The following is a 13,579-nucleotide window of genomic DNA, read 5'->3' on the forward strand; positions in this document are numbered from 1 at the left end:
TGATTGAATCAATAACCTTCAGGAGTAAAGTGTTCAGCCGTCTCTGGACGTTCGATCAAGTCACACGCCGCATCCTCGAAGAATGGATCCACTCCTTTGTGCACTTCGATAATGTCAAAACCACTTCGGCGATTGCCCCGTGCAATATACATATTTTGCCTGAGATGGTGTGAGCGGGGCCGTAAGGTTACCTGGCCGTTCGGGGCATTATAGGAGAGTCCTCTCTCAAGCGTTGCGATCACCTCATCAGTGTCGATGCTGCCTGTCTTGCGCACCGCCTCAGCCCAAAGGTGAACCGCATTCCAAACGTTAACCGCCGGGGCAATGATGGGCTCATCCAGACCAAAATGTTCTCGCCACAATTTTTTCAGTTCATCGTTGCCGGTCTCCTCGGCCCAGTGGAAATACTCCAGCGATGAGACAATATTCTCGCCTGCACCAGGGGACACAGCGATCTGTTGGTTACCTGAACCATAGTTGGTGGAAACCATGCCGATTTTTTGTTTCAGTCCAGATGCGGAAAATTGTTCAAGAAACTGATTTTGTTTGGGTCCGACCGGGAGTGTAAATACAAAATCCGGCTTGGCTGCCTTGATCCGTTCGATTGTCGGCGAGTAGTCTGTCATGGTCAGAGGTAGATACTCTTCACCCAGGACCTGACCACCATATCGTTTGGCATAATAGTTTACCCAGACGCCCGATATGGTGCCGAAATTGTAATCCGGACCCATGATGTAAAGTTTAGGGCCAAACTTTCTTATCGCCCAGGGGATGAGTACCCGCATCTGCTGAGAGGCGCTTACACCGGTTACAAAGGTATATTTATCACATGCGCCGCCCTCATAGTGGCAGCCATAAAAATAGAGGGTCTTATATTTTCTTATGATTGGCCTGATGACTTCACGGGAAGAGCTGGTCAGCCCCGCAAACAATACAGAAATGCGGTCACGCAGAATCAGCGTTTTGGTGTATTGGGCATATTTATCAAGGTTCGATTGCGAATCGTACTCGATTAATTTTAACTTGCGTCCCAGCAATCCTCCTTTCCTGTTGATATTGTCTACCGCCAGATGGATGGCTTTGCTCTGCTGGATACCGTAGATACTGATGCCACCTGTCTGGTCGAAAACAGCGCCCACTTTTATTTCAGGCGCGGCATGAGTTATCTGGCTGATTGATAGCAGCATAGCCAGACAAATATTTCGATAGAGCAAGACGACTCCGAAGTGCCAGTCAGTCGTTATACAGGCTCCCATGTCACCCGTCTTCATATGGCATCTCGCTCTCTTTTTTTGTCATCAACAGCCTCGATTAACTCGAGAATACGACCATATTGCAGCTCTTTGGCAACAACAGCCAATGCATCCGCAAGGCTTGGGTCATGTTCTCGTATGGCCGTTATCGAACGTTTTAGTGCTACGGCATCAAGGCTGACAAGTGCCTCCTCCAGGTCGTTGCGTAACCCGGCAGATATCCCGGCCAGGGATGCTGCGGTCAGCGGTGGTGCAACGTCCTCTGTGGGATGGGTATTTTGCTCGTAGATAAAGCGGGTACCGAGGTGTTTCGTCAAGGCATCGAATATATCGGTATCTTTATAAGGTTTGCGAAGAAAATCATCGCAGCCCGCCGTGAGGATTTTACGCCGCTCTTCTTCCAGCGCATGGGCGGTGAGGGCAACTATCCTGGTCTTCGCACCTTGCTCGGTCGCCTTGATCCGGCGGGTCGCCTCCAGCCCGTCCATGATCGGCATGCGTATATCCATGAAGATCAGGTCGGGGTGCCACTTGGTGAAGTGCTCCACCGCCTCCTCACCGTTGACTGCTTCCTGCAGATCGAAACCGAGAGGTCCGAGCAGTTTGTGCAGCAGCAGACGGTTCTCCCGCTGGTCTTCGACGATCAGCAGACGCTGGCGGGGCTGTCCATCTTCGATACCAATGACCCGGCCGTGTTTGGGCTCCAGGGTTCCGGCCTCGGGGGCAACTATTGTCACTGGAATATCAAAGTAGAAGATCGAACCTGTTCCCCATTTACTGCTGATACCGATTGTGCCGCCCATCAGTTCGACATACTGTTTGCCAATGGCGAGTCCCAGGCCGGTTCCAGCCTCGGAGGGTGCTCGATCCTCCAGCTGTTCAAAGGGAGAAAATATCCGCTCCCTATCCTCCTCGCGGATGCCGGAACCGGTATCCTCAACCTCGAAGCGTAAGCGTATTGGCTCAGAGTCACTCGTTTCAGCAACCATGGCGCGCAGTGTGACGCTGCCGCTTGATGTGTACTTGATGGCGTTTTCTATAAGGTTGAGCAGCACCTGCTGCAGTTTGCCGCCGTCGGCATTGAGATGTCGGGGAAGGTCAGGGGAGTGGTCAACAACGAAGTTCAATCCTTTCTCATGGGCTCGCACGTCCATCAGCGATTTTATCTCCTCCAGTAAACGAACCAGGTCGATAAATGACTCCTCCAGCTCCACCCGACCCGATTCGATCTTGGAAATATCTAACACATTATTGATCAGGTTCAGCAGGTGCTCTCCGCTGCGGGTAATGATGTTCAGATTCTCTATCTGGTTGCGGGTGGCATCTGCGGAATTCCTCATCACCTGGGAGAAGCCGAGCACCGCATTCAGCGGTGTGCGCAATTCATGACTCATGTTCGCCAGGAAGACACTCTTGGCCTGGTTGGCTCGCTCGGCCTTCTCCTTGGCGAGCTGTAATAGTTGGTTCGACTCGACCAGCTCCTGGGTTCGCTCAGCCACGAGCAGCTGAAGTTCCTGGTTTCTCTGGCGTTGCGCTCTCAAGCGATAGCTGAACACGGCCGTAACCAGACTGACCAGGCCTAGAGCGACCAGGCTTATGAACCACCAGGTTTTCCACCACAGCGGGGTGATGATAAGGGTCAGGGTTACGCCTTCCTCGTTCCACACGCCGTCATTATTGGAGGCCTTGACGCGAAACTTATATTCACCGGGAAGCAGGTTGGTATAGCTGGCGATTCGCTTCGCACTGTCGGTATATCGCCACTGCTGATCGAAGCCTTCAAGCATGTAGGCGTATTGGTTCTTATGCGGTGAACGGTAGTTGAGGGCGACAAATTCAAGGCTAAGTTCGGTGTAGTCGTAGGGGAGTACAATTCTGTTGGTGAAGTTGATCTGCTTTTGCAGCGGTGAGTCAGCGCCGATCTCAACGACTTTGTTGCGTAGTTTAAACGCCGTCAACACGATTGGTGGCAGCGTCGGGTTTTCGACCATCTGCTCGGGTAAGAAGCTGTTAAAGCCCCTGTCTCCACCAACGAAAATCTCGCCGTCGGGCGTGGTGTGTGCGGCCGTCGGTTCCAAAGCGCTGCTGAGCAGTCCGTTATCCTCATCGTAACGACTCAGGCTGCCACTCTTTGGGTTGAATCGAGCCAGGTTTTTAGCGGCAATCACCCATAGGTTACCCTGGCTGTCATCCGCCAGCACTGCGCGGATCTCCGGATAGGAGGTAAACAGACGCTTGTCTGGATCAAAACTGTTCAATCCACTGTAGGTCGCCACCCAGATCCTGCCGAGGCGATCCTGGTGGATATGATCACTGGTGTTGCCACTGAGTCCATGCTCCTCGGGTGTATAGTTAATTGCTTTTCCAGTCGCCGGATCGAAACGGCTGATCAATGAGTCGCCGCCTATCCAGAGCGTGCCGTCGACAGCGGACATGACATAGTTGATATTATTATTGGCCAGGGTGTCGGGGTTATTCGAGTCGTGTGGGTAGCGTGTGAAGGTTTCGCTGAGCGGGTCGAAACGGTGCAGGCCCGCGCCATAAACTGCCAACCAGAGTTCGCCGCGACTATCCAGGGTCAGGCTTGAGATCCAATCATCGGCCAGGGCGTTGGGATTGTCTGAATCGCCATGGTACTGGGTCCAGGTTTCGCTGCTCAGGTCGAGCCTGTTCAGCCCAGCAATGGTGGCGACCCATAGCCAGCCGCGCGGGTCGTAACGCAGATCGAAGATGCTGTCGCTGCTCAGGCTGTTGGGATTGTTCGGTTCTGCCCGATAGCGGGTGTAGCTGTTGTTGTCCCGGTCGAAACGCACCAGACCCTGATCCCACATCGCAATCCAGAAGATGCCGTCCCCATCCTGGGTGATCGCACGCACCTGGCCTGCCGGTAACGAGTCGGGATTCCCAGGCAGATGTCGGTAACGATTGAAGTAGTGGTTGCCTGGGTCGTAGATGTCGATACCGCCATAGGTTGCGAACCAGAGTGCTCCGCTGCGGTCTTCGATAAAGTTTGGACTGATGTCGGTGCTCAGGCTCTGATGATCGTAGGGGTCATGGCGGTAGTGGATGAACTGCTGCTGCCGCTCTTCAAAACGGCTGATGCCGCCACCAGAGGTTGATACCCAGAGTTGGCCACGACTGTCGCGCATCACATGCAAGACAGCGTTGTGGCTCAGGCTGGTTGCATCTTTCTCATCGTGGAAATAGCGCACAGCACGCCCGCTGATCGGGTCGAAGTGGTTGAGGCCGTTGTCGGTGCCGACCCAGATGCTGCCATCGGGGTCGATCCAGATGGTCTCGATAGTGTCGTCACTCAGGCTCTCGGGATCGGCTGGGTCATGGCGGTAGTGGGTGAAGAGGCCGCTGCCGGGATCAAACTTTTCCAGGCCGCCGCCATAGGTGCCGATCCAGAGCATGCCGTCGGCATCCTGCCTGATCTGCGAGAGGATATCGTAGCCCAGACTGTATGGGTTGTTCGGCTCGTGACGGTAGTTGGTGAACTGTTCCGTGGCCGGATCGAAACGGCTCAGACCGCCAAAGGTTGAGACCCAGAGGATGCCGTCACGGTCCTCAAACACGAACCAGGTGGTGTTATGTGCCAGACTGTTGGGATTGCTTTCATCGTGCTGATAGAACTTCCAGCTATTGAGCACCGGGTCATGGCGAACCAAACCGGCGCCATAGTTGCAAAACCAGAGAATGCCATCGCGGTCTTCGATCACGGTCTGGTAGAACTGTGGCGTGCTTTGGCCACTGCCTGGCGCCATGGGCGTGAATTTGCTGAATGAGATCCCGTCGTACCTATTGATGCCATTGACGGTGGTGGCCCAGATAAAGCCTTGACGGTCCTGCAGCAGATGATAGACAGAATTGTCTGAGAGGCCGTCATCGATGGTCAGATGGCGGAACACGATCTCGTTCTGTTGCGGCTGAGTTAACGGGTGGCTCTGAGGCGACAGTTCATTACCACCCTGAGCGTTGCTAGTGGCTAGAAGGGTGAACAGGCTAAACAAACCTATAACAATTAGCGGGATTGGTTGGTATCTTGGGGCAATACGTTTCACATCAGCCTCAATCCCGTCATGCTGACTTTGCTGGCGGAATATTAACGTGGGTGGTTGTCACATGCATCTGATGGCATCTGAATCCATCTCTAAACACATCAGAACTTCCCGCAGGGCGAGGCAGGTGATTTAAACGCAAACTGAGATAGGTCTCGTCTAAATGTATGATTTGTATAGGACACTACACTAGCTATGGTGTATCACGCTATCTCCCTGCTCTGTGCACATAGGCTCGATCAGACGCCACATACCTTCCATCAGCAATCTAAGCTGTTGTACGTCACCTTCATTATAGTCCTCCTCTTTGTTTCCAACACCGGCCACCATGACGATTTTATGGTCAACGATCACGGGTAGATTCATGTGGCGAATCAGCTTCACATGTCCTTCCGGTGTGCCTTTCTTCCAAGGGTTTGGTGCGATGTAGTCGTTGGTGATAATCGGGCGGCGTTGGCGTATGGCTTCGCCCCACAGCCCCGATCCTGCTAAAGGAAATATCTTCGGCGTGCCTTCAACATCGCACCCTGCCATGGCCTCCGGGGACCAGTATTTGACGTTAAGGGTGGTTTCGTCATCATTCATCAATCCAAGATAGCCCAGCTTGCTGTGGGTCAATCGGATCGCCGCCTCGTAGGTGAAATGCATAAGTTCATCCTGACTGGCATCACTCATCTGGTAGAGCTGCAGCAGGGTCTCCATCCGTTCTGCGCTGAGCTTGAGCATCTCTTCCGCTTTTCGCTGGGCAGTAATGTCGACTATGATGCCATCCAGGTAGAGTAGCTTTCCATCGGAGCCGAAGACGCCCAGGCCCTGGTTATGCACCCAACGCTGAGTGCCATCTGCCGCCATCAGGCGGAAGTCCACCTGGTAACGATCTTTGTTTGTTAGCGCAGTTGTTACTGCATCGGTAACGCTTTTTTGGTCGTCTGCATGAATGATGCTGGCAAACGAGCGTATCTGGTTGTGCTGAAACTCTTCGCTTGGATACCCGCTGATCTGTGAGATAGCTGCGCTGACGAATTCCATGGTCCAGTGTTCGTCATTGGCACAGCGGTAGATGGCGCCCGGGCTGTTGAAGACGATGTTTCCCAATCGCAGTCGGCTTTCGCGCAACGCCTCTTCTACCTCTTGGCGCCGATTGATCTCCTCCTCAAGGTGTTTGTTGGCAATCCGCAGTTTTAAAGTGCGAGCGCTGACCTCCTGCTCCAATCCTTTGGTGAGTTCTTGCAGACGTAGATGGACACCAACTCGGGCAAGCAGCTCTTCAGGCTGGAACGGTTTGGTGATGTAGTCCACGCCGCCTGCCAGAAAGCCCTTCACTTTATCACTTTCATCTTCCAGGGCGCTGAGGAAAATAATCGGGATCTGTCGCGTATTGTCATCAGCTTTTAGTCGTCGGCAAACCTCATAGCCGTCCAATCCTGGCATCTTGATGTCCAGCAGGATGAGATCGGGCAGTCTCGAATTGACAAATTCCATTGCCAGTTCACCGTTGATGGCGGGATAGACGGTATAACCCTTCTCGGTCAATAGCTCGATCAGCAGCTGAAGATTGCCTGCGTTATCATCAACTACCAATATCTTGTTGTAATCTGAAGGGTTCATGGTTTTTTTACAGGATCATTTTCGAATGAGTTTGTTGTCATGTTTTGCCTGGTACCCGCTATGCTTGTTGCTTGAAAATTCAAGATTCCATGCCTGCTGTACCGGTTGATCATGTTCAGCACCATACCCTTCATTTCTGGCATATTGAGAAGATCACGCAAGCTAAGCGGTCGTACAGAACTGGTAAGCCTCCTCGATCTCACCGGCCTCATCCTCCAGGTAAGTCGATAACATCCCGATCATGATCGAGCTGCTTTCTCACTGCCACCGGCAGTCTGAGAATCGGGGCTGTTTTTACCAGAACAGGACGAATATCAGGCGAGCGAACGCGGTAGATTAAAAAAATCTCTGTCTCGCTGATAAGAGATAGATCCTTATATCCCAGGGTTGCGAGAACATCGGATCTTAGATGTGGAATACCTTGCATCTAGCCCTTCTCAACCTGGCTTCTGAGGTGACTTTGTGATTTTGCTGGGCGTAAGTAGCCAACCAATACCCAACTATACTGCTATGTATTTAGGTGTTAATAGAGTCTCTTACTAAACTTATAGACCTGTTTGCAAAAATTGGAACAACTTATTATTCGCAGAATGTTATTTTCTGTTAACCATAGATTTTATTTATAGTTGGATCTTATTGTATCCTACAGCGCTCAACGCGCCAAAAGTGGCAGAAAGCAGAAATCGGCAGGTTCGAAAGGAATCGGAATGAAAAAAAACTGTATCTTCTTTTTAATGATATTTTCAATTTTCTCTCTGAAGGCTGAAGGATTAAATCAAGAATTTGATTTGGCTGAAGCAGAAGAAGCAGAGGAAAGCTCATCAGTCATGCCAAAATATGGCAATTGGTGTGGCTTGAATCACCCTTCAAATCCTGAAAAGGCTGAAGAGCCTATCGATACGTTAGATGCAATATGTAAAAGACACGATTTATGTTATCTGGATAAAGGCCATATGTCCTGTGAATGCGACGGTGAATTCAATAGAGACGTCGTCACAAACCTAAGCAGGTTTACAGGGCCTGAGAAAATTCTGGCTCATACATTCAGGATCTACTTCAGGGGGTCTCCTTGTTATGGCAATCAAAAGGATAAGATAGCGCCGACTAGAGTACTTTCCAGTATCGCTAAGAAGGCAGACATTAGAACCAAAGAAATAATAAGAGAGTTGGAAACCTTAAGTCGTTAAGTTAAATGGCTGCTGTTACTCTACTCACCTACTCCTGAAACGTGAGTAAATTCCCCTCCACCACGAAGGGAGGAGGGGAGTAAACGATGAATCGGCTGCACTATATGCACTGATCATATTTGACACGCTGATGATTTTTGCTTTTTTCTCAGTCTCTCATACTGTGCCAGGTAATGGTTTTCAGAACTCAGAAACCAAGAAAGATCAACTCGCATTCAACTCTTCTCACCACTGATAATCCAATACAGATTAACTGCAAGAAATATTCGAAGGATATATTCTAAAGTTTTACAATATATTTTGAGAGCCATCTATATAAGGTTATTTCTCAAAACAGATTCAAAGTCTGGTTAGTGTGGTGAAGTTAACTTTATGCCTGCCCGAGGAATTTCAGGGTTAAGCACTGGGAGATGAGGTGCGTTCATTTGTCGACGACAGTGGCTGAATAGTAATCTACACTTAAGGGCATTAGCAATTAATAGAGGTGCCCTCAAACCTGGAAAAGTAGTTGTCGCTCTATTCTGATAGTAAATTACTGGTTGTGATGAGACGCTACCAACTTCTTTCTCTAGGTTAAACGAGTGTGCTGAAGTAGAATATCGACATGTCATCTAAGAAATCTAATAGTAGTGTCGAGAAATACCATTTTCTACTCTATATAGATTCATCGAAGCCAAAATCTAACTCTACTGCTGACAGACTAGCCAAAATCTGCTGCGATAATCTAATTGAAGCCTATACCTTGGAACTCGTCGATCTTCAGGATAACCCGGTACAATTCGAGCAACAAAATATCATTGCGGTACCAACATTGGTGATTGAGACACCGGAGCACTCTCGGCACCGATTTGTTGGTGACCTTTCCCAATCTGAAATATTCATCATCGCCATAGGTTTTGCTCAGGAAGCAAGTAAAATGAGCAAACAGGCGTCAGATATGCGCAATAAGATAGAACCACTACGCTAAGCTTGGTGGCAATAGTAGAAAAAACGGGAGGACGGATGAATAACAACAAGGTAACCACCGGGCTTAAAGGCTTCGATGCCATATTAAAGGGAGGCTATCCGGCGGCCAGTCCGACCCTGCTGAAAGGTGGGCCAGGTACAGGAAAAACAGTATTCAGTTTGAGCTTTGCAAATGCCCAGCTGCAAAAGGGCAACCCGGCGATAATCGTAACCTGTGAAGAATCCCCCGAACGCTTGGTCGGCTATATGGACGAGTTCGGCATGGCAGGTACAGATCATCATGCCTCAGGCAAGCTGATAATCCTCGATTTTCGCCCCAACCTGAGCGAAACGGTGGTAGGTGAGTATGACCTTTCACCGATTCTATTGCGCATAAGCCATGCCATTGAACGCAGTGATTCAGAGATACTGGTTATCGATTCACTGCAAAACCTGTTATTGGGACTTGGGGTAAATGAGCCACGGAAAGAGATATTGGAGCTTTTCGATTGGATTCGCGAGAAAGGGGTCTCTACTCTGGTCACCATGTCAGCCTCCCAGGAGATCAAACAAAGCCTGTTAGAAGAGTATGCGGTGGATTGTGTAATCCATTTGAACCAGACACTCGACAACCAGCTGATGACTCGATACCTGCGGGTAGTGAAAATGCGGGGCTCGGCACACGGTTCCAACAACTACCCTTTCAGCCTTACACAGAGTGGTGTTTCTCTGCTGCCGATCACGGCAACTCACCTAAAAAACGCTATGAAATTGGATCGGGTCAGTACCGGTAATCAGCGAATTGATAACATGTTGGGAGGTGAAGGCTATTTCAAAGGGGCTGGCCTGATGATCAGCGGACGTTCTGGCAGTGGTAAGACCATTTTGGCCAGCACATTCCTGAATCAAGTCTTAAAAAATGGTGAGAAGGCGATATATGTCTCCTTCGAAGAATCGGAGAGCGATCTAAAGCGTAATCTGCAATCAGTGGGGATCGATTTCTCTACCCACAGCGATGCGGGAAAGTTGATAATCCACACTGGCCGAGCCATCGAGATGGGATTAGAGGATCATCTGATTACCATTATCAATCTGGTTGAAAAGGAGTCACCGGAGTTGCTGGTGCTTGACCCGGTCTCCGCGTTGATCGATATGGGATCGTCACGCATGGTAAAGATGCTGATGATCCGCTTTATCTCCTATATTAAGGAACTGGGCACGACACTGGTACTTACCGAACTTCTACCCGATGCATCTGACGATTACAGTGAACTGGCCATATCCAGCCTGGTTGATACCTGGTTCAGATTGCGTCAGGTAGAGAGTAATGGCGAGCTTAACCGCCTGATCAACGTAGTTAAATCACGGGGCTGCAAAACTTCCAATCAAGTAAAGGAGTTCACTATTGGAGAGAGCGGTATTGTGCTGGAAGATCCCTATATCGGTGAAGGTGAACTGGTTATCGGTAGCGCAAAGATATCGCGTATCAAACAGGATCAGCAGGAGGTAGAACGAAAGCGGCACGAACTCGAGCAGGTTGAACGGGCATTATCTACAATGCAAGCAGCCTATGACTCAAAACAGAAGGCATTGGAAGCTGAATTCGATTCGCAGAAACGCGATTTGATGCATCAGTTAGATGAGTTACAGCGCCAGGCCAGCCAGGTGGTTGATCAGCGGAAAACCATGAGAGGATTAAGGGACTGAATATGACAAAGCAGATCGTTAGGCTCTATATCGTCGGATTTACCCCCATCGCACAGCGTGCTATAGAAAATCTCAAACTGCTATGTCAACAGCCTGAGTTCAGTAATGCCTACGATACTGAGGTGATCAATCTGCTCGATAATCCATCCTTGGCTGAGGAGGAGAAGATTCTAGCAACACCAGTATTGATCAAGAAGCTACCGCAACCGATGAGACGGATTATCGGTGACCTTTCAGATAAGGAGAAGATTCTGGTTGGATTGGATATATGTTCTAACCAGTGACTCCTGCTACCTCAAACAATAGCTGATACAGTGTGCTAGTGTACCTCGTCATAGATTCTGTACCATTCAGCGAGTCTGGAAGGGGTTAGCCGCGCCCCGAAGGAAGTGCCCTTGGGGTGCAAGGCATGCCTCGCAGGGAATGGCCCCTCCCTTGCCAAGAGACATAACATCGCGGATAACCCCTTCCTGGCTCGCCCGTAGGGAGTCGCCCCAATACGCCAGCTCTGCGTTGTGGCTCTTGTAAAGGGCCTGCCATTCCCTGCGAGCCACGCCTTGATCTGACGTATTGGGGCGGCTCTGAATGGTACAGAATCTATGACGAGGTACACTAGAAAATAGTCGTCGTATCCAGCTATCTCAGTTCCATCCCTTCAGTGACGCGTTGGCTGCATGTGGAGCTGCCAGTGATAAAGTTGGTTCTCGTCACTATGTTCTCAATCAGTCGGGTAAGGAGTACTATGGTTCTACCTGGATCGACTAACCGCTGCAAAATGCGCCCCCCAAGGATGTAGAGAAGTTGAAAAGCCAAACCCAATCACCATTGGGAAGGATCGGGCAAGTCGATTATTTTTTGGGCTGATAGGTCGTATGCATGACTTTGAAACAGACTGTTTAGTATCTTGCCGTAACTGCATTTGAATTGTGATGCGCTAGGGCCTGTTAACACTAATCGAATCGGCCCTGTTTAAGGAGACAAAGTGATTTTATTCCCGAGGCTAGAATGTTGGAATACCACTTCCAAAGTGGCAACTATTGCAGCAGATGTTGACAAAACACGCGTGCTTTGCCGGATCTCGTTGGAGATTTTAAAAGAACAATTCGGCCCCTCAGATTTGAAACCTATGCAGTTTGTAGCTCAGCATCGAGTCGATATTCAAAATGCGGCTAGAACACTGATAGAAAACGGGGTTTATGAAGAGGATGGTTCCATTCTTATTCGTGCATGTGACTTTCCGGTAGCGTTGCAAGTAAACGGGATCAACCGGGTAGATCCATAGTGTGCTTCTAATTCCCGTTTACAATAAACACCTGGTCTGTGTTGGTAAGATTGAGGCAACCAAATGACCATCGATTGAATGGTTATTGTGGCTGCCTCATGCCATAGATATCAGTCCACTAAAACTAGTTATCTGTGTTTAGCTTTTTCATGCAGTTATCATAATCGATATCGGTAGTGTAATTATTACTGAATCCCGATAAATTATAGGATAAACAAAGGTAGTTTTGGGCATTGAATATATAATATCCATCATCAGTGCCCGCAGAAGCGTAACTGAACCTTAGATTATGACCAAGCGTTCCATTAGCAAGTGTCGTTTCTCCGAGATCTGAGTAAGTTGTTGGCGAATTAAATTCCATAAAGGTTGATGAGGTGGAAGGATTTCCAGAACAATCATTACTCTCATAGGGAAGGGTTGCATAGAGTACTTTATTGTCCTCGGTAAATTTTAAGATAATGTTATAAGTACCACCGGTGTCAAAGGCATAACATAATGTCTGTAACCACCACATGCCAAGCAAATCACTGTTTTGAGGATTGGGATTTGGGTTGGGGTTTGGATTAGGGTCTTGACCATTTGCATCGCTGTGGATGGTCAGGCAGTTATTGTAGTCTATCGGAGCAGAGGGAATGATCTCATACGAAAAATCTGCCGTGTTGATTGAAAAATTACTTGTAAAACAGAGGTTGTCTTGACTGGTAATCGTGTAGTAACCATCAACAGTGACGTTATTGAAAGCGATTGTAATCAAGTAGCCATTTGCGCCATCTTGTAGCGTTTCACTCGCCCCTTTTGTGTAGGTTGTCATGAGGCTGGACGGTAAGAAAGTTTCATCTTTACGTGTTGTGCAGCTGGTGTCTTGAAAGTCTTGGTAGCCCTCTAGAACCTCACCATTAGCCGTAAATTTATACAATGTTTTAAAATAGACGCCAGCACTATCCTGGATACAATTTGAAGACATCCAAATTTTTGAACTGAGATCACTAACACTGTTGTCATCAGTGGAATCGTCGACATCAGTGGTATCCTCGACATCAGTATTGTTTGAGTTGTCATTATCATCATCACCGCCACCACCGCCACCTCCTCCACAACCTTGAAGAGCGAATATAAGTGCAAGTGGCAGTAGAAATGATAAGCGAAGCAGTGTCCCTTTGTTCATAAATATCCCTATAAAATTACTTTAACAATTTAAGAGTTGATAATAGGTTTCTTCCGTCGCGGTATCATATAGTCGAATTTCGAAAAGGGATATAAGCAATAACCCTAGTATTTTATTCGTTTCCTTAGCGGGTACTTTCTATATGATGTTCAGTATTACAATCGCAGTCTATACTGTGCCTAGGGATCCTCTGAACGAATCACGAACTCGCATCTTGGGGCGCCGTCTGCCTTTTACTGTTCAATTTCGTCGCAATAGTCGGCGGATAGGTGTAATTGAACCTCGGATTGACAGGTTCTGATCACTAATCCCTTCAGTTCAGGCTTTATCAGAGGTCCCCTTCTACCGCATACTTTATGAGGACTCAGATT

10 protein-coding genes are annotated in these 13,579 nt (G+C 48.9%); 5 read left to right on the forward strand and 5 right to left on the reverse strand.

The window, feature by feature from the left end; all coding sequences use genetic code 11:
- Window positions 1-8: 8 nt before the first annotated feature.
- The 4 genes from AC4IE7_RS15670 to AC4IE7_RS15685 all read right to left on the reverse strand — a co-directional run bounded on the left by AC4IE7_RS15670 (window position 9) and on the right by AC4IE7_RS15685 (window position 7,349).
- The gene (locus AC4IE7_RS15670) at window positions 9-1,271 is read right to left on the reverse strand and encodes an urea ABC transporter substrate-binding protein (protein WP_490777796.1); all 1,263 of its coding nucleotides are present in this window, start codon (window positions 1,269-1,271) and stop codon (window positions 9-11) included.
- The gene (locus AC4IE7_RS15675; RefSeq protein ID WP_490777797.1) at window positions 1,268-5,317 is read right to left on the reverse strand and encodes a hybrid sensor histidine kinase/response regulator; all 4,050 of its coding nucleotides are present in this window, start codon (window positions 5,315-5,317) and stop codon (window positions 1,268-1,270) included. The genes AC4IE7_RS15670 and AC4IE7_RS15675 overlap by 4 nt, the downstream gene beginning before the upstream one ends.
- Before the next feature lie 186 nt (window positions 5,318-5,503).
- Complete coding sequence (locus AC4IE7_RS15680) at window positions 5,504-6,922, reverse strand: response regulator (RefSeq protein WP_490777798.1); 1,419 nt, start codon at window positions 6,920-6,922, stop codon at window positions 5,504-5,506.
- A gap of 208 nt (window positions 6,923-7,130) precedes the next feature.
- Window positions 7,131-7,349: a hypothetical protein gene (locus tag AC4IE7_RS15685; RefSeq protein WP_490777799.1), complete on the reverse strand. Its 219-nt coding sequence runs from the start codon at window positions 7,347-7,349 to the stop codon at window positions 7,131-7,133.
- Between the two features lie 280 nt (window positions 7,350-7,629).
- On the opposite strand from AC4IE7_RS15685, the gene AC4IE7_RS15690 reads away from it, so the two are divergent.
- The 5 genes from AC4IE7_RS15690 to AC4IE7_RS15710 all read left to right on the forward strand — a co-directional run bounded on the left by AC4IE7_RS15690 (window position 7,630) and on the right by AC4IE7_RS15710 (window position 12,043).
- On the forward strand, window positions 7,630-8,109 hold the full coding sequence (locus AC4IE7_RS15690) for a phospholipase A2 family protein (RefSeq protein WP_490777800.1): 480 nt from the start codon (window positions 7,630-7,632) through the stop codon (window positions 8,107-8,109).
- A gap of 604 nt (window positions 8,110-8,713) precedes the next feature.
- Complete coding sequence (locus AC4IE7_RS15695; RefSeq protein ID WP_490777801.1) at window positions 8,714-9,076, forward strand: circadian clock KaiB family protein; 363 nt, start codon at window positions 8,714-8,716, stop codon at window positions 9,074-9,076.
- 35 nt (window positions 9,077-9,111) lie between these two features.
- Window positions 9,112-10,761 carry a circadian clock protein KaiC gene (gene kaiC / locus AC4IE7_RS15700; protein WP_490777802.1) on the forward strand — a complete coding sequence of 550 codons (1,650 nt, stop codon included), beginning with the start codon at window positions 9,112-9,114 and terminating at the stop codon, window positions 10,759-10,761.
- Window positions 10,762-10,763: 2 nt separating this feature from the next.
- Complete coding sequence (locus AC4IE7_RS15705) at window positions 10,764-11,045, forward strand: circadian clock KaiB family protein (protein WP_490777803.1); 282 nt, start codon at window positions 10,764-10,766, stop codon at window positions 11,043-11,045.
- A 698-nt stretch (window positions 11,046-11,743) separates the two neighbouring features.
- Window positions 11,744-12,043 carry a DUF1488 family protein gene (locus AC4IE7_RS15710; protein ID WP_490777804.1) on the forward strand — a complete coding sequence of 100 codons (300 nt, stop codon included), beginning with the start codon at window positions 11,744-11,746 and terminating at the stop codon, window positions 12,041-12,043.
- Window positions 12,044-12,167: 124 nt separating this feature from the next.
- Here the strand turns inward: AC4IE7_RS15710 and AC4IE7_RS15715 are convergent, their stop codons facing one another.
- Window positions 12,168-13,208 (reverse strand): hypothetical protein, encoded by a 1,041-nt coding sequence (locus tag AC4IE7_RS15715; RefSeq protein ID WP_490777805.1) that lies wholly within the window; start codon window positions 13,206-13,208, stop codon window positions 12,168-12,170.
- Between the last annotated feature and the right edge of the window lie 371 nt (window positions 13,209-13,579).

The sequence above is a fragment of the Candidatus Thiodiazotropha sp. AKAK3 genome (assembly GCF_058244645.1).